Source organism: Flavobacterium sp. C4GT6 (assembly GCF_036347315.1).
Lineage (GTDB): Bacteria > Bacteroidota > Bacteroidia > Flavobacteriales > Flavobacteriaceae > Flavobacterium.
Map to the genome: position 1 here is coordinate 1 of NZ_JAZGZU010000004.1, position 17626 is coordinate 17626.

Annotated in this window: 20 protein-coding genes; 5 read left to right on the forward strand and 15 right to left on the reverse strand. The window is 35.6% G+C overall.

Annotated features, from left to right (window positions below; genetic code table 11):
• Nucleotides 1-249: 249 nt before the first annotated feature.
• On the reverse strand, nt 250-1485 hold the full coding sequence (locus tag V3Z67_RS06255) for an ABC transporter permease (RefSeq protein WP_330442497.1): 1236 nt from the start codon (nt 1483-1485) through the stop codon (nt 250-252).
• Nucleotides 1486-1490: 5 nt separating this feature from the next.
• Between V3Z67_RS06255 and V3Z67_RS06260 the strand changes: the two genes are divergently transcribed.
• Nucleotides 1491-2735: an exo-beta-N-acetylmuramidase NamZ family protein gene (locus V3Z67_RS06260; protein ID WP_330442498.1), complete on the forward strand. Its 1245-nt coding sequence runs from the start codon at nt 1491-1493 to the stop codon at nt 2733-2735.
• A 94-nt stretch (nt 2736-2829) separates the two neighbouring features.
• Nucleotides 2830-3036: a hypothetical protein gene (locus tag V3Z67_RS06265; protein ID WP_035133838.1), complete on the forward strand. Its 207-nt coding sequence runs from the start codon at nt 2830-2832 to the stop codon at nt 3034-3036.
• 262 nt (nt 3037-3298) lie between these two features.
• Here the strand turns inward: V3Z67_RS06265 and V3Z67_RS06270 are convergent, their stop codons facing one another.
• Complete coding sequence (locus V3Z67_RS06270) at nt 3299-3790, reverse strand: YkgJ family cysteine cluster protein (protein WP_330442499.1); 492 nt, start codon at nt 3788-3790, stop codon at nt 3299-3301.
• 41 nt (nt 3791-3831) lie between these two features.
• Here V3Z67_RS06270 and V3Z67_RS06275 point away from each other — a divergent pair, with 41 nt between their 5' ends.
• Complete coding sequence (locus V3Z67_RS06275; protein WP_330442500.1) at nt 3832-4539, forward strand: class I SAM-dependent methyltransferase; 708 nt, start codon at nt 3832-3834, stop codon at nt 4537-4539.
• Nucleotides 4540-4546: 7 nt separating this feature from the next.
• Here V3Z67_RS06275 and V3Z67_RS06280 read toward each other — a convergent pair whose 3' ends face one another.
• From V3Z67_RS06280 to V3Z67_RS06325, 10 genes are all read right to left on the reverse strand, one after another.
• A complete protein-coding gene (locus V3Z67_RS06280; protein ID WP_330442501.1) occupies nt 4547-4978 on the reverse strand; it encodes a DUF2059 domain-containing protein in 432 nt (143 codons plus the stop codon).
• Nucleotides 4979-4991: 13 nt separating this feature from the next.
• Nucleotides 4992-5408: a DUF2059 domain-containing protein gene (locus V3Z67_RS06285; RefSeq protein ID WP_330442502.1), complete on the reverse strand. Its 417-nt coding sequence runs from the start codon at nt 5406-5408 to the stop codon at nt 4992-4994.
• An 84-nt stretch (nt 5409-5492) separates the two neighbouring features.
• On the reverse strand, nt 5493-5897 hold the full coding sequence (locus tag V3Z67_RS06290; protein WP_330442503.1) for a DUF2059 domain-containing protein: 405 nt from the start codon (nt 5895-5897) through the stop codon (nt 5493-5495).
• A gap of 20 nt (nt 5898-5917) precedes the next feature.
• Entirely contained in the window at nt 5918-6550 is a 633-nt protein-coding gene (locus tag V3Z67_RS06295) for a 7-carboxy-7-deazaguanine synthase QueE (RefSeq protein WP_330442504.1), read from the reverse strand.
• 108 nt (nt 6551-6658) lie between these two features.
• A complete protein-coding gene (locus V3Z67_RS06300) occupies nt 6659-8353 on the reverse strand; it encodes a tetratricopeptide repeat protein (protein ID WP_330442505.1) in 1695 nt (564 codons plus the stop codon).
• A 45-nt stretch (nt 8354-8398) separates the two neighbouring features.
• Complete coding sequence (locus tag V3Z67_RS06305; protein ID WP_330442506.1) at nt 8399-9340, reverse strand: PstS family phosphate ABC transporter substrate-binding protein; 942 nt, start codon at nt 9338-9340, stop codon at nt 8399-8401.
• Between the two features lie 265 nt (nt 9341-9605).
• Nucleotides 9606-10442, reverse strand: coding sequence for an energy transducer TonB (locus tag V3Z67_RS06310; protein WP_330442507.1), 837 nt, complete (start codon nt 10440-10442; stop codon nt 9606-9608).
• A gap of 33 nt (nt 10443-10475) precedes the next feature.
• Complete coding sequence (locus tag V3Z67_RS06315; protein ID WP_330442508.1) at nt 10476-11024, reverse strand: ExbD/TolR family protein; 549 nt, start codon at nt 11022-11024, stop codon at nt 10476-10478.
• A gap of 21 nt (nt 11025-11045) precedes the next feature.
• Entirely contained in the window at nt 11046-11696 is a 651-nt protein-coding gene (locus V3Z67_RS06320; protein ID WP_330442509.1) for an ExbD/TolR family protein, read from the reverse strand.
• A gap of 98 nt (nt 11697-11794) precedes the next feature.
• Nucleotides 11795-12655 (reverse strand): MotA/TolQ/ExbB proton channel family protein, encoded by an 861-nt coding sequence (locus V3Z67_RS06325; protein ID WP_035133862.1) that lies wholly within the window; start codon nt 12653-12655, stop codon nt 11795-11797.
• Between the two features lie 457 nt (nt 12656-13112).
• Here V3Z67_RS06325 and V3Z67_RS06330 point away from each other — a divergent pair, with 457 nt between their 5' ends.
• A complete protein-coding gene (locus tag V3Z67_RS06330; protein ID WP_330442510.1) occupies nt 13113-13475 on the forward strand; it encodes a cupin domain-containing protein in 363 nt (120 codons plus the stop codon).
• Nucleotides 13476-13485: 10 nt separating this feature from the next.
• Here V3Z67_RS06330 and V3Z67_RS06335 read toward each other — a convergent pair whose 3' ends face one another.
• Nucleotides 13486-14826, reverse strand: a complete 1341-nt coding sequence (locus V3Z67_RS06335) for an FAD-dependent oxidoreductase (protein WP_330442511.1) — start codon at nt 14824-14826, stop codon at nt 13486-13488.
• Nucleotides 14827-15008: 182 nt separating this feature from the next.
• Between V3Z67_RS06335 and V3Z67_RS06340 the strand changes: the two genes are divergently transcribed.
• Entirely contained in the window at nt 15009-15167 is a 159-nt protein-coding gene (locus V3Z67_RS06340) for a lmo0937 family membrane protein (protein ID WP_330442512.1), read from the forward strand.
• A gap of 68 nt (nt 15168-15235) precedes the next feature.
• Here the strand turns inward: V3Z67_RS06340 and V3Z67_RS06345 are convergent, their stop codons facing one another.
• Both V3Z67_RS06345 and kynU read right to left on the reverse strand, forming a co-directional pair.
• Complete coding sequence (locus tag V3Z67_RS06345) at nt 15236-16324, reverse strand: agmatinase family protein (protein ID WP_330442513.1); 1089 nt, start codon at nt 16322-16324, stop codon at nt 15236-15238.
• 4 nt (nt 16325-16328) lie between these two features.
• The gene (kynU, locus tag V3Z67_RS06350; protein ID WP_157481590.1) at nt 16329-17609 is read right to left on the reverse strand and encodes a kynureninase; all 1281 of its coding nucleotides are present in this window, start codon (nt 17607-17609) and stop codon (nt 16329-16331) included.
• Nucleotides 17610-17626 lie beyond the last annotated feature (17 nt).

The window sequence follows — 17626 nt, forward strand, 5'->3', positions numbered from 1 at the left end:
GTTATTGCGGGTGCAAAAGTAGCCATCTTTTCTACTTTTACAAACTTTTAGTACTGTTTTTTTAATGTTTTTTTAACCTTATTTTATAACTAACTGAATAGATGTGTTTTGATACTCTAAAAAAAAATCACTTTTTGCTGACGTATGGTTAACTGATTTTAGAAAATTTTCGTCCAAAAATCAAAAAAGGCTCTTTTTTTTCAAAAAGAGCCTTTTAAAACATATATAGTTTATTAATTTCTCAATCTATTATTCGTAACGAAGTACTTTTACCGGGGAAATTTTAGTTATTATATAGGACGGAACAAGTAATAAAAGTAGACAAATTAATATTGTGCCAACATTTACCGCTAAAATAAACGGCACATTTATACTAACCGGCGCTACTGTTACATAATAATTTTCCGGCGGTAGCTTAATTATTCCAAAATATTTTTGAATTAAAAGCAAACCTATACTTATTATATTACCCCAAATAAGTCCTTTTACCACAAGATAGGCTGCATTGTACAAAAATATTTTCCTGATTGACCAGTTTGGTGCCCCTACAGCTTTAAGCATCCCTACCATTTGAGTACGCTCCAGTATAAGTACCAATAAAGCAACTATCATATTAATGGTAGAAACCACTATCATAATAGTTATTATAAGAAGAATATTAAAATCGAACAGCTTTAACCATTCAAAAATATTGATATACTTATTTTCTATAGTGCGACTATCGAGTGTAGGCGGTATTGTAGCATATACTTCCTCGCCCTTCTCCTCTATCATATCAAAATCATCAATAAAAACCTCAAAAGACCCCACCTGATCTTTCTTCCATTTATTAATACGCTGTACATGCCTTATGTCTCCTATTACTATTGAGGCATCAAATTCCTGAAAACCGGAATTGTAAATCCCTACCAGTTCAAACACTCTAAGATTAGGCATACTGTTTCCGTCCTCTTTCATAAAATAGGTACTAAACCTATCACCTACTTTAAGCTGAAGTCGGTTTGCCATATATTCTGACAGTATAACTTCTTCATTAAGGTTTTCTTTAAGGTTTGGAATTCTCCCCTCTTTTAGATACTCTTCAAGGTTATCCCATTTATAGTCCTGCCCTACACCTTTAAAGATAATTCCTTCAAAAGCTTTTTCTGTCCTTATGATACCGGCCTTAGAGGCAACAGCCTGAACATGGTTAATTCCCTGTACGGTTTTAAACTCCGGATAAAAATCCTGATTAATACTGATAGGCTCTACACTCACCTCCGACTGGTTGTCATCAAAGTTGGATATAATTATATGTCCGTTAAAAGCAGATATCTTTTCACGTATCTTATCCTGCAGCCCTACACCCGTAGCTATAGATACCACCATCATTATAATACCAATAGCTATTGCAGTAATTGCTATTTTTATTATTGGTGCCGAAATACTACTTTTATGGTCTTTTGAAGTAATCAGCCTTTTGGCTATAAAATATTCTAAATTCAATTTGTATGGTATCTTTTTCTTTGCTCAAAAATACATTTTTATTCTCATTTATACTGATTGGTTCCTGCGGAAATTCGGTTTCGGTACAAAAAGCAAAACCGGAAGCCCAAAAGAAACAGACGGAGATATCTTATAAGGAGAATCAGTTGCTAACCGAAATAAAAACCGGAGCAGAAAATTATTCTGTATATCTTCCGTTACTTGAAGGAAAGAACGTCGGTATTGTTACCAACCAGACAGGTACTATAATTAACAATGGAGAAACCGGACATGTTGTTGATTTTTTACTTGAAAAGAAAGTAAGTCTAAAAAAGATATATGCTCCTGAACATGGCTTTAGAGGTACTGCTGATGCAGGCGAACATATTAAGGACGGAAAAGACACGAAAACCGGACTACCTATTATATCACTTTACGGAAACAATAAGAAGCCTAAAGCGGAACAACTTGCCGGAATCGATATTATACTTTTTGACCTGCAGGATGTAGGGGCTCGTTTTTACACCTATGTATCTACACTACATTATGTAATGGAGGCCTGCGCCGAAAATAACATACAGTTAATAGTGCTAGACAGACCTAACCCTAACGGCAGTATTGTTGACGGACCTGTTTTAGAAAAAGAATATACCAGTTTTGTGGGTATGCATCCTATACCTGTATTACACGGAATGACAATTGGTGAGTACGGAAAAATGATTAATGGTGAAAAATGGCTAAAAAATGGTATTCAATGCAATCTTACTGTAATACCATGTTTAAATTACAACAGAGATATCGAATATCATTTACCGGTAAAGCCTTCGCCTAACTTACCAAATGACCAATCAATAAGCTTGTATCCAAGTCTTTGTTTTTTTGAAGGTACAAATGTTAGTGTAGGGCGTGGCACTAACAAACAGTTTCAGGTATATGGATCTCCTTTCCTACCAAAAACTAAGTTCAGTTTTACTCCATCTCCAAACGAAGGAGCTAAAGACCCTATGTATAATGGTAAAGTTTGTTTTGGTAAAGATTTAACCGACGTAGAAAAACCAAAAAAACTGGAGTTAAAATGGCTTATTGAAGCCTACAGCAAAACCGAAGACAAATCAAAATTCTTTATTTCTTTTTTCACTAAACTGGCAGGAACTAAAAAGCTCCAGGAACAAATTGAGAACGGCACTAGCGAAACTGAAATAAGAAAAAGCTGGGAACAGGGACTTAACAACTTTAAACAAACAAGAAAAAAATACCTTATTTATAAATAAGTTGTTGCCAATTCTTAATGTTTTTACAAAGTACTTTTACTTGCTGTAATTGTTTTGTAACTTTCTGCTAAGTATTAACCTAAAAAAATAAGCCATGAATATAGCAGAAACAATAGACAACGTTATACAATACATCGTAGGGATGATTGATAAAGCAAAAGGTTACATCAATGAGGTAATCGAGTTTTTCACGATGTTAAAAGAAAATATAGATGCCCTACTGGAATATATAGATGAAAAAATACAGCACATACAGGATATTATAAGTGAAATTAAATATCATGAAGAAGTTGCCGCTTAATAAAACAACAGCCCTCCTATTTACCGGAGGGCTTTTTTATTTTTTCTACTTTAATTGATTTTATAATTTTTACTATCAGCCATACAATTGCGTGTAGTATTGCAAAAATTATAAAGAGTACTAGTGACACACTTAATACTTCGAACATTTTTGCTGTCCAGCTCGCATCAATCAAATCACTGTTTATGAATAACAGTGATAATGATATAAAAAAAGCCAGCACATATAGCAACAAAAGTCTTTGAGGTGTTTTCATATTTAATTAAACGATTTTCTTTTTCATTTCTTCTACAATATTATAAGCTGCGGGGCAAATAGCAACATTTTTAAGGGTTAGATTCGCTATTTGCTGAAATTTTTTCCTGTCAGTATGCGGAAACTCCCTGCATGCTTTAGGTCTTACATCATATATCATACAATAATTCTCGGCATCAAGAAAAGTACATGGCACACTTTGCAACACATAATCATTATCCTCATCTATTCTTAAATACTTTTCAATAAATTGTTGAGGCTTCATTTTAAAGTGTTTTGCAATCCTTTCAATGTCAGCTGTCGTAAATAATGGCCCTGTAGTTTTACAGCAATTTGCACAGGTAAGGCAGTCTGTTCTTCCAAATTCCCTGTCATGCAAATCCTGCATAATGTAATCCATATTTTTTGGAGCTTTCTTTTTCAGCTTATCAAAAAACTTTTTGTTCTCGTTATGCTTATCTTTGGCAAGTTTTGGAAGCTGTTGTAAAAATTTCTCCATCACACAAATCATATTATAGTAAGCAGCAAAAGTATAAAAAAATGAAAGACCTTTTTGGCAAAGCGATACTGGATTATCAAACCAATAATTTTCCTGAGGATATTATAACGGAAACATCAATATCTGAAGAAGATGAAATGAGCATTGCCTATTTGTTTAGAAGCTATAAGCAAATGCCAAAAACAGAGCAAAAGGCACTTTCATTGTGTAGAGGTCGCATACTGGATGTAGGCTGCGGTGCCGGGAGCCATAGTCTTTACCTTCAAAATGACAAAAAACTTAATGTTACTGCTATAGATATATCGGCTAATGCGATTGAGGCCTGTAAACTTAGAGGTATAAACGATTGCCGCACTATTAACGTACTTGAACTTGATAATGAAAAGTATGACACAATCATTCTTTTAATGAACGGCACCGGAATTTTCGGTAAACTGAGAAACATAACTCAGTATCTTGAGAAACTTAAATCGCTACTTAATCCGGGTGGACAAATATTGATCGATTCATCTGACATTATTTATATGTTTGATGAAGATGAGGACGGAGGTAAATGGATCCCAACTGATACCGACTATTATGGAGAACTAACCTTCTCAATTACATATAAAGGGGAAAAAGAGGAACAGTTTGACTGGCTTTATATTGATTATAATACAATGCAAAACGCAGCCCATGCCAATGGCCTGAACTGCGAACTTATATTAGAAGGGGAACATTTTGATTATCTTGCTAAACTTAGCTTGTAATGCTTAATTATTCTTCCTCTTTTTCTTTATACTTACCTGTTCTAATAAAATACAAAATTTCACCCTGTTTTTCATAATACATATGTTTTGCATCATTATAGACTAAAATGTAACCCTTATTCTCTTTTACAAGTTTTTCCCCAAGTGGAGTTTTGTAAAACTGTATTATTTCTTTTACTTCATCGTGAGTATATTTCTCAAGAAAATGCAGCTCTACTTTTTCATTGTAAACTAATAACAAAGAATCTAACTGTTTAGTAAATACATCCTCTTTTTCAGGACTAACAGACAATATCTCATCCTCACGGGTATATTCTACCTGTTCAGGCACTCCCATTAATTTAATAAGCTGTTTAACATCTTTTTTAAAATCGTTATCCTGTGCCTTAGCAAATAATGTAACTAATAGCAGTAAACCTGTATAAAGTATTTTTTTCATAACGCTTAGTTCCTTAATCTTTCTTTGTGTTTTTTTCTTTCTTTTTCATCTGATAAATTTCCATACTTAGTTTAAACTCTGAAGGAAAGTCATTTTCCACAACATATCTTTTATCTTTCAGGAACTTTTTACCTGTAGGCGTATTATAAAAATCCAGTAATTGTTTTATTTCATCATGAGTATAATGCTCCATATAATACTTTTCTATTTCAGCTAAAAAGCTAAAAACAGCAGCATCATATTCCTTATAAAAATTCTCTTTTTCATTAGCATCCATCTTTTGGGAAAAGTTCTTCCTTAGCATAGCCATATCAGAAGTGCCAACAGTTATTTTTATAAGTTTATTTACATCCTCTTTAAAAAGATCACTTTGCGCAGTAACAGTAAAAAAAGAAAAAAGCAGTAATCCGCTTAAAATTATTTTTTTCATTGGTAAGATGTTATTATTAATAGGTGCAATATAGAAAAGTCCGGTAACACTACCGGACTTTTCTATGTATAAATTAACACATCATTATTGAGCGTATTTCATTATCATACTTTGTAGTGACATACTCCATTCCTGAATAGACTGTAATGAAGCCTCTGTAAGCGCTCCTGCATTAGCGGTAATTTTTTTACCTACAGGAGTTTCATAAAACTTAATGATTTCCTTTACTTCCTGATGAGTATAGTTCTCAATATAGAAATCTTCCATCGTTTTAAACACAGGTTTTAAAGACTCGTCAAATTCTTTTAAAAACTCTTTTTGTTTATCTGCAGGAATCATACCTACTACTTGTTTTTTAGCCACTTCAATTTGAGAAGTTGACCCTGTCATTTCAATTAGTTTCTTTACATCGTTTCTAAAAGCATCGTCCTGAGCAGAAACTAAGTTTGCTGAAAGGATAAAAACGAAAATTAAAAGCAATTTTTTCATTGGTTATTATTTATTATAAATTAAGGAATATTCAAATATTTATGTGTTTGTAAAGACACCCTCCATTTAGGATTGCTCATTACATAATCTACGATAAGCGGAGTCATTTCCTCTTTCTTACTCCACTCAGGCTGTAAAAACAAAATCGCATCCTTGTTCACCTTTGCGGCCTGTTCTTCAGCAAAAACAAAATCGTGCTTGTTGTAGATTATAACTTTAAGTTCCTGAGCTTTATTGTAAACTTCATCAACAGGTAGTTTTGTTTTTTTTGGTGATAGGCATATCCAGTCCCAAGTACCTGTTAAGGGATAGGCTCCCGAAGTTTCAATATGTATCTTTAATCCTTTTTCTTTTAAGCCTGCGGTTAACGGTCCCATATCCCATGTTAATGGTTCGCCACCGGTAATTACAATAGTCTTAGCATACTTAGCTGCGTTATCTACTATAGCCTCAATTTGGGTTGGCGGGTGTAAATCAGCATTCCAGCTTTCTTTAACATCACACCAGTGACACCCCACATCACATCCACCTACACGAATAAAGTAGGCCGCAGTTCCTGTATGGTAACCCTCTCCCTGAATGGTATAAAATTCTTCCATAAGCGGAAGCATTACCCCTTTCTCTACTGCTATTTGTATATCTTTCTTAAGCATTATAATTTAAAATAGTTGGCAAAGATACGTATAAAAAAATCAGTGTAATAAAATCCATAAAAAAAGCCGACAGTTAACTGTCGGCTTTTCAATATTAAAAGTAGCAAATTACTGAAGTCTTTCTAATTCACCTTTAGCATACCCGTCGTTTGGATCAAGCTCTAAAACTTTATTATAGTACTCAATAGCTTTTTCTTTCTCTGTTACCGCATAATAAGAAGCAGCGTTAGAGTAAGCCTCAATAAGGTTAGCTTTTTGTTTTGCAACTTCTGCATCACCTTTTTCAGCAACTATCCTGATGTACTCATTATAAGCCTCAACCATTTTTTGGTATGACTCATCTGTTTTTATTCTTTGATTTACTCTCGCTTTGTATAAGAAAGCATCCTGAGCATCCGGAGAAAGTTTGATTACATAGTCAAGGGCAACATCAGCTTTTTGAAGTTGTTCTACATTTTCTGCCTGAGCTTCCGGCGACTTATTTAAATGATCAAAGTAAATTGAGTAAGCCAGATAGAAGTTATCATAGAATAGATTTCTGTTATCAGGGTTTGTTGTAGCAACTTCAAACACTACAGAAGCAGGACCGTATAATTTTTGTCCGAATAATTTTTTTCCAATAGCGTTAAACTGGTTAGTAATTTCGATATCTTTTTCAGCAGAAGCTTTAATATCTGTAATTGCTTTATCAAACACAGTCTGATCTGTAATAATTGTATTACCCTGTTCATCTTCACTAATAACAGAAGCCATTTCAGCCAAACCTAAGTAAAGGTAATCTCTTGCAATAACACGCTTAGGCTCAACCTTAGAAATAAAGTCGGTCATAGCTTTAATACTTTGTTCGTAGTTACCGTTCTCGTATGCAGAGTAAGCAAGGTAACGTAAAATTCTAGGATTTACCTTGTCTAACTGTTGCATTTTGTTAGCTTCCTCTTCAAGAGCTTTATAGTCACCTGCAAGTACAAGGAAATCAGCATGTCTCATACGTGAGTTAAGAGAGTAGTCAGTAAGCGTCATATACTTCTCATAGTACTCTAAAGCTTTCTTTATATTCTCATTATATTTTTTTGGCTCATAAGCACCCCATAGGTAATATGTTTCTGCAAGCTCACGGTAAGCCGGACCATAGTTAGCATCTTTAGCTATTACTTTGTTAAATGCAGCAACAGCTTCAGGGAAAGCAGCTCCGGTATTTTTAGTAATTACACCAAGCTGTATATCTGCTCTCAGAAGACTTGAATCAAGATTAGATGCTGTACGGTAAGCTTTGTAAGCTTCGTTATAGTTTTTATCTCCTACATAAGCATCACCTAAACTTAGGTATGCCTGTGCTGATTGTGAATCTTTTTCAATAGCCTGGTTTAATACAGCAATTGCTTTTTTATAATCAGGGTTATCAGATTCAATGTAAGCTCTACCTATATAAATAAGCTGCTCAACATCTTTTCTTCTTAACTCATCTTTAACCGCTTTGAATTTAGCTTCTGCAGCCGATGTGTTTCCTTTATTTAAATCAATTTGTCCAAGACCAATTGTATTGTACTCAGGGTCGTGTTTTACCTTAACACCTTTATTGAAATACATAGCAGCAGAATCCTGCTCTGTTTGTTTAAGATATACGTCTCCTAAAAGAAAGTAGTTTCTACCCTCGTCAGAATCTGATGCAATTAAAGATTTTAAAATTGTTTTGGCCTTCTGATATTGTTCGGCATCAATCGCCTTCAAAGCCTGCTCTGCATCCTGCGCATTAGCTGTACCGAAAACCAATAATGACAAGCCAATGATTTTTAATTCTTTCATTTTAATTCTCCTTTTTAAATATATAATATTACTTTTCTTCTTAATTTATAACTTTTTACGAACAGATATCTCTCTCGTTGGTATATCATTTGGTAAAAGACCGGACTTTAAAATTATCCTTTGTCCTTCACGCGCACTTATATATGTGTCAAAACCCATGCCTAAACCCTGGCGCCCTTGATAATTCACCACATAAAGTGTTCGTATTAACGGGTAATCGCCTGTAGCTATATTACTTTGGTTAGGTTTATAATATTTTTCCTCACCCTTGTCAGCCTCAGCATTATCCACTGCTAAAACTGTAATTTCATTAATATATTGTGTAAGGTGTGGTGGTGCCTGTACAATCCAGTCAATACCTATAACTCCTATGGCACCATCATTATCATGAACATATTTAATAACGTCTTCATTTGTTTTAAACGCATAAATACCTTCTTGTGGTAATTTATCAATTCCGGCAAGTTGCTTCATATATTCAAGCGTACTTGAACCCGGATTATCAAAAACCAAACTTTTAATATTCCCTGTAGGTTTACCTTTCAGTATGTTTAATACATCTTCAAGCTTAACTACAGTATCATTTCTTTTATTATTAGATAACAAAGCTATAGCATCTTTAGCAAACTCTGTCACTCTTGGTGTAATCTTTCTGTTAGTAAAGTGCTTTTCTTCCTCAGCAGTTAATTTTCGGGATAAAACAGCAACCGAAATAGAGTCCTGTAAAAGCGCATTTATAATTTCCTGTTGTGGCTTATTTATCTGTGTAATTTCGGCGCGTGTGTAAACGCTATGAAAAACAGCCAGTACATCTTCGATAATAGGCGTAACCGTATTATCTGTAACCAAAGTGGTTTTACCCGATGTAAGAGTTTCTTCAATTACCTCCTCACCATTTTCATTTTTTTCTTTACAGGAATAAACAACCGATACAACTACTAATGCAGCAGCAAAGAAAATGAATGTGTATTTGTTTATAATTTTCATTGAAGTTCTTTTTTGGTTAACTGTATTTTTGCCTTAGCCTTATAAAACGTATAGCTGAATATACTATAAGTACAACTCCTAAAGCCATCCTTTGGTTATATGATAACGGCAAAGGTAAAGTTTTCCAAAAAATTATCATAAGGCCTAAGCCCAAATACATTAAGAAGAAGAATAAGCCAAAAACAAACAGAAATCGCTTGTGAAGCGATTTCTGTTTTTCTCTTTGAGAGTTTCTACGTTGTGAAAGCATCTCTTATATTTTAATTTATGATCTGATGTTAATTGTAATAGGCAGTGTAAATGAAGCCCTTACATTTTTACCATTCTGAACACCTGGAGACCATTTTTTCTTCATTGACTGAAGAACACGGATAGCTTCTTTACCCATACCGTATCCAGGATCTCTTAAAACTTTGATATTACTCATAGAACCATCTTTTTCAATTACGAAAGATAGATAAATTTTAGCAGTCATATCTCTGTCAACATCAGGTATTCTGAAGTTATTGTTTACATAGTCATAAAAAGCTTTCATACCACCAGGGTACTCAGGTTGTACCTGAAGACCTGCTGTACTATATACATTTGTATCTTCCGGCTCTACACCTTTATCAAGATCTCCTGCAGGAGTACCAATTACGATATCACCTGTTGGGCTAGCCTCAGCATTTCTTGAACTTGGATCAGCTTTTTCAAACTGTTCTGTTCTTGGTGGTTCTTCAACAATCTCTTCTTTTTTCTTAACCTCAAGCTCCTTGAATTTCACCTCTTCAACTACCGATTTAGGGGCTTGTTTTACCTCTTCTACCGGTGGCGGTGGTGGCGGTGGCGGTACATCTTCTACTGGTGGTGGTGGTAAATCAATTACCTCAATCACCTTATCGATAGTTTCCTGTTTATCTTTTTTACCAACTAAGTTATCAAAAGCTGCATAAATCTTAGGTAGTGAAATTAAGAAAACAAAAAGGGCTGCACCGATAAAGAAGGCTCTCACCGTTATCTTTGGATTCTCTGATCTTAGTTTGTAAGCACCATATTTTTTGTTACGGCCCTCAAAAACTATGTCAATCCATTCTTGTTTGAATATATTAAGTTTAGACATAATTTATATTTTTTGATTAGCAAAAAACAGGAATTAATACATTCCCTTTTCCTCTAACAATTCCACTTCCGGCTTAGATATATCACCAATAGCATAAAGCTGTACATTGGTAATTGCCATTTCATCAAGAATATCTACAAGGTTTTTATAGTGTGTTTTATCACTTGCCTTAATAATTACTATAAGTCCTTTATCCTTGTCTTCTCCATATACAGACTTTACTGAAGCAATACGCTGTAATAAAACCTGACGGATACCATCTTTTCCATATTGTGTAGCTGACGGAGCCACAAGAGGCTCATCAAACTGACCTAAATACCACAAAAGTGTATTATCCTTACCCATAAGAATAGTAAGAGATCTATCATCAGGAACTTCTGTTGTAGTAGTATCCTCAGGGTTTTTATCTGGCATAGCCAAATTCATAGACTGTGGCTTTGATAACGATGTGGTAAGCATGAAGAAGGTAATCAAAAGGAATGCAAGGTCAACCATTGCTGTAAGGTCTACCCCCGGATTCGATTTCTTACTTCTTACTTTGCCACCCTTGCCGCCATCGCCGCCGGTATTTAATTCTGCCATTTTATATTATAGTTTATAATATTAAAAATCTTCATCACGTAAACCTGTTACCAGGAAGAATCTATTCTTCTTTTGCTCCTGCAGGATATCTATAACTCTCTTAATAGTAGTATAGTCTTCATCGGCATCACCTCTAATGGCGATATCAAGGTCAACATACTTAACATCTTTCTTACCACTATTAATCTCTTCGTTAAGAAACTCTCTTGAAGCTTCACGTGAAAACTTAACCCAGTCACTTAACTGATCATTAATAGTATCAAACGGTATCCCTTCTTGAAGCCCAGGCTCATTTCTTTCAGCCGGTTTCATTTTCAATAAACCTTTAAGCTTATTAACAGGAACACCAAACCCTTCCATTAAAGAAAAACTAGTATATTCCTCTTCTGTAAAAGGAATATTATATTTTTCCGAAATGCGCTCTAAGGTTTTTCTTCTTACTTCTTTACCTAATACGTTAAAGAAAACTTCGTTATCACCTACAGTAATTGTTGCCAGGTTATCTTCAGGCAACTTTGTTTGTACGGTTGAAGCCGGTGCATCCACAGGGTGCGGATCTGGCATTTTTGCCGTAGCTGTAAGGATAAAGAAGGTAAGCAAAAGAAAGGACACATCACACATCGCGGTCATGTCAATCCTTGTACTTTTTCTAGAAACTTTTACTTTAGCCATTCTTAAATTTTTAGCTTACATGTAAAGGGCAAAAAAGTGTGCGCAGTCGCACACTTTTAAACCTTACACTATTATTAAAACTTAACTCTTTTTATCAATTATGCGTTGTTTGCACGCGCTCTAAACCTTCTGTAAGTTTGAACGATTGTGAAACCAGCCTCATCGATAGAGTAAGTTAGCTTGTCAATTTTAGAAGTAAATGAGTTATAAGCGATAATCGCTACTGTAGATGTAGAGATACCTGTTGCAGTATTAATAAGCGCCTCAGAAATACCGTTTGCCAGCTGAGCTGAATCCGGAGTAGAACCTGCACCAAGAGCAGAGAACGCTTTAATCATACCTGTTACCGTACCTAGAAGACCTACTAACGTACCAATTGACACAAGAGTAGAGATAACCACTAAGTTTTTCTCTAACATTGGCATTTCAAGAGAAGTTGCCTCTTCGATTTCCTGCTGGATAGCAGCTTCAGCTCTTTCGCTGTCAAAACCTTCTCTTTTAACTTCTTCATATTTTAATAAACCTGCTTTTACAACATTTGCAACAGTACCTTGTTGCTTGTCGCACTCAGCCATAGCCTCAGAAATGTTACCATTACTGATTTGTTTTTGTACTTTTTCAACAAAAGCACCTACGTTACCTTTACCAGCAGCTTTTGAAATTGAAATTAAACGCTCAATTGAGAATACAACTGACATAAGGAAAAGTCCCATAAGTACAGGTACTACATAACCTCCCTTATATACCATTCCAAGATAGTTACCCGGTTTTGGGTGACCAGCCTCAGCACCAAGCTTGATTATTTCTTCTTCATTTTCGAAGTTTGACGGAGCACCCATTATGTATCTCCATACAAGTATACCTATTACGATACACAATACAATTGTTAATGCAGCGAAAACATTTGACCCTTTAGATCCACCTTCTTTTTTTTCCTTCTGAATAGATGCGTTTGCCATTTCTTTTAAAAATTTAGTTTTTTTGATTTTTAATAATAGTTCTTATTGTTATTTTTTTACTTTTTAAAATAAGATTGGCAAATTTATATTATTAGGAGATAAAAAAAAATAAAATGATTTTTTTTCTCGTTTCTTAACATTAAATTATCACAACCTTAAAGATTCATAAACACCCAAATTAAGGGCTCAATTTAAACAATTTCTATTTTTTCACTTACAAATCTGTGTTTCATTAGTATTTCCTTTAAATTTATATAGATTACGTATAAATAACATAAATCCCCCGTTTTTATTGTGCACGCATTGTAAAATAGTTTTTTTTCACGAAATTAATGCTCAAACTAACACATTATTACCCTAAATAAAGAACGTTTTGTAGTACTTGTTTTATAAATTTACAACTAAAACGTCAAATCACCTAACAGCACCCTATATTTTAATTAAAAAATAACTCATTATGAAACAATATTTTACACAAAAAAAACCGTTTGTAGTACCTACAAATGACGGTAAACTTATAGAGGAACACTTTGGAAATGCCTCAAACGGAGACAGTAACATATCTATAGCCCACATGATAGCCCCGCCGCATTGGAGCGAACCTTTTCAGACTCCTGAATTCGACGAATACACTTATATAATAAAAGGAAAGAAACAGTTTATTATTAATAATGAGAAAATAATACTGGAAGCAGGCCAGTCAATCAAAATAATGAAGAATACCAGAGTACAATACTCCAACCCTTTTGATGAGCCCTGTGAATATATAGCCGTGTGTACACCTGCCTTTACAATAGAAGCTGCTAACCGCGAAGCATAAAAAAAGCTGCTTATTTAAGCAGCTCTATTATTTTTTGCTCCACTTCGGGAGTATTCCATTTATTTTCTATATCATCAATTTGCATCACCTCATCCATAATGGCTTTTTGCCTATCCCCTATCTCAAGAGCTTCAGAGTACGGCCTGTAACTAAATGTCACCCTACTATATAACGGAAGCCATTTATCAGGATGCCTGTCTGAAAACCATTTTTCTATTTTTTTCTGTAAAAGAAACTTATCGTCTATGGTTTTAGAACTCATCTCCATAAAATTACGGTAAGACAGTTCGGCTATCGCATCGGCATTTGGCTTACGGCTTTCCTGGTACACTTTAAATATAGTATCCCAATCGTCACCATACTGTTCCATTAACTGGCTAAGTATTGTTATATCCTCAAAACCGGCATTCATACCATGACCATAAAACGGCACAATTGCATGACATGCATCTCCTATAAGAGCAACTTTATCAGAATACGTCCAAGGATAACATTTCATAGTAACCAGTGTACTGGTAGGGTTTTTAAAGAAATCTTCAACCAGTTCAGGTATCACATCAATGGTAGAAGGGAAATAATCGGCAAAGAATTTCTCAAGAGTCTCCCTGTCCTTTAAAGCTTCAAACGAGTTTTCTCCTTCAAAAGGCATGAAAAGCGTACAGGTAAAACTACCGTCAAGGTTTGGCAAAGCGATTAACATAAAATCGTTTCTTGGCCAAATGTGCAGTGAATTTTTATCAAGCTTATGAGTGCCATCGGGATTTGCAGGTATATTTAGCTCTTTGTAACCGGTATTTAAAAACTGCTGAGAGTAATTAAACATACTTTGTCTTTGCATCCTGTGACGGATTCTTGAAAAAGCACCATCGGCACCAAAAACCTTATCATACTGAAGTTCTTTCCACTCCCCTCTTTCCGTCTCACCCGCATGAAGGGTCGCATCAGGAAGGGTTACATCCCATATTTTTGTTTCAAAAAAGAACTTAACACCTTCTTCCTCTGCCAGGGTAACCATCTTTCTGTTTAACAGTCCGCGTGAAATAGAGTAGATACTTTCACCGTCTTTCCCGTAGTACTGAAAATTAAGCGGCTCTCCTATTGCATGGATAGCACGTTTTTCCATTGGGATTGCTATTTTCCTTATCTCCTCTCCCAAACCTACATCATCGAGCGCTCTCCATCCTCTGTGCGACATTGCCAGATTAATGGAACGTCCTGAAAACTCTACAGTTCGTATATCCGGGCTCCTGTCATAAACATGTACTGTGTGCCCTGCTCTTTTTAGGTATATTGCTAACAGAGATCCTACGAGTCCGGATCCCACTACAGCAATTTTTAAGGGAGTTTGCATGGAAAATAATCTAAAACACTGCAAAAATACTGATTTAATATCACAAGCCTTTATTTTTAGGGATTTATTTCATGTTCAGTATTTTATTAAGAAAACTTTTGCACATAAAGGATTCTTAATTAATTAACATATACGAATCACTATGTGTAATTTTACTTCACTAACTATAAAAAAATACTGTTATGAGAGATTTAATCTGGTTAATTATTGTTATTCTTATTATAGGCTGGTTAATAGGATTCTTTGGATTTGGTGAAGCAGTAGGTAGCCTAATTCACGTTTTGCTTGTACTGGCAATTATAGGAATACTTTACAGACTGGCTATAGGCCGACGCCCGTAAACAGCTTTACTTAAAATAAAAAGCCCTGCAATTGCAGGGCTTTTTATTTTGTAAACACAATATATAAGTTAAAACTTAACTTCTTTACCTATTTCCATATTGTTGTTTTTTGCTAAAACACCACACATATGGAAAAGCATTCTTGCTCCCACGTTACCATCCCAATCATCACCTTCTTCTCCCGGAGCCACCTCCACAAGATCGAATCCAATGATTTCCTTTCCGCTTTTCGCAAGAAGACTGAACAGATAAGCTGCCTGCTCAAAGGAGAAACCTCCCGGTACCGGAGTACCCGTATTAGGACAATACCACGGATACATACCATCTATATCAAAACTGATACAAACTTTTTGAGGTAATTGTGCAATTATAGTTTCGCACTGCTGTTTCCACGTCACACCTTCAAAAGTTTCAGCTTTAAGGTCACGATCTGTAAATACCTTTACGCGTCCGGCTTCTGCCTGTACCACCTCTACTTCTTCTTTACAGAAATCACGAATACCTACCTGAACTATTTTTGATATTTGCGGAAGTTTAAGCGCATTATACATGATAGATGCATGCGAGTAGGTAAAGCCTTCGTAAGCGATACGTAAATCCATGTGAGCATCTAGGTGAAGTAGACCAAAATCACTATGCTTTTCTGCCAAAGCTTCATAATAACCCAGTGGTGTACTGTGATCACCTCCTAAAAGCACTACTTTTTTACCCTGCTCTAACCAGTACTTAACCCTTGACTTTACCTCATCCTTAAACTGAGCACAAATAGTGTTTATCTCATTAAGGTGGATTATAAGCTCTGGATTATCTTCTATTTTCTCTCCATTTTCCAGAGTTTCAATAATAGGTTGAGCCAGGTTTTTATATTTCCTGCTTTTGTCAGACCATTCTTCGGTCTTATCATTCAAGTCAAGAAACATACCCAGTTTCCATAAATCAGGAAACTCCTGATGAAGCAAATCTACCTGAAACGAAGCCTCTAAAATAGCTTCGGGTCCCTGAGATGCACCCGCTCCATAACTCACAGTTACTTCCCAAGGGGCAGGAACTATAATAATTTCACTTTCTTCGGCCGTAAACGGAAGCCCGAAAACACTCGCGTCTGCCAGCCCCGGCTGACTTGGGTCGAATGTTGCTATTTTTTGCTCTTTTGTCATTTTATTATTTGTGTGACTGTATACCAGCCTTTAAAATCTGACCAAACTCATACATATCTTCAAACGAACAGTACAATGGCACCGGTGCAAGCCTGATTACGTTAGGCTCCCTCCAGTCGGTAATAACACCGTTCTCCATTAGGTAGTCAAATAACGACCTTCCTTCACCATGAAGATAAACCGAAATTTGGCTTGCTCTCTCCTTTGGTTCAGAAGGGGTAATAACCTCAAAGTTACCGTTTACCTCCTTATCGATTTCATGAAGTACATACTCCAGGTATGACGTAATCAAATCACGTTTTTGTATAAGTGCTGGCATACCTACCTCATCAAACATCTCTACCGATGCTAAATATGGTGCTAAAGAAAGTACAGGTAAACAACTTACCTGCCATCCGTTTGCTCCGCGAATAGGATCAAACTGCGGTTCCATAAGGAATCTTCTTTCTTTGTTATGACCCCACCATCCTGCAAAACGAGGAAGATCCATATCGTTATGATGTCTTTCGTGAACAAATGCTCCCGATGCATTACCCGGACCAGAGTTCATATATTTATAACTACACCATGCAGCAAAGTCAACATCCCACTCGTGCAGTTCTAAATGAATATTACCTGCACCGTGAGCTAAATCCCATCCTACATAAGCACCTGCATCCTGACCTGCTTTAGTGATTGCCTTAATATCAAATACCTGACCTGTATAGTAGTTTACACCACCCATTAAAACAAGAGCAAGCTCGTCACCTACTTCATTAATAGTATTAATAACATCTTCATGTCTTATATTATGTTCTCCCGGTCTTCTTTTGATCTCTACAATTGCATCTTCGGGATCATAACCGTGGAATTTAACCTGGCTTTTTATCATGTACTGATCGCTAGGAAATGCTTTTTCCTCACAAATTATCTTAAACCTTTTTTGAGTAGGCTGATAAAAAGTAACCATCATAAGATGTAGGTTCACCGTTAAGGTATTCATTACCGTTACCTCACTTGGCAAAGCACCAACTACCTTACTTAACGGAGCTGCAAAACGCTCATGATAATCCCACCAAGGCTTATCGGCATAAAAGTGACCTTCTACTGCCAGTTTGCCCCAGTCATCCATTACTTCGTCAACATAGGCTTTAGTTCTTTTTGGCTGTAACCCAAGCGAGTTACCCGTAAAGTAAATTACCTGCTTACCGTTTACGTGAGGAAAAATAAATTCGTCCCTGTATTTGGCAAGTTTATCGTTGGCATCAAGCTGCCTTGCAAATTCTCTAGTATTTTGAAATTCCATTGTTATTTGTTTGTTGG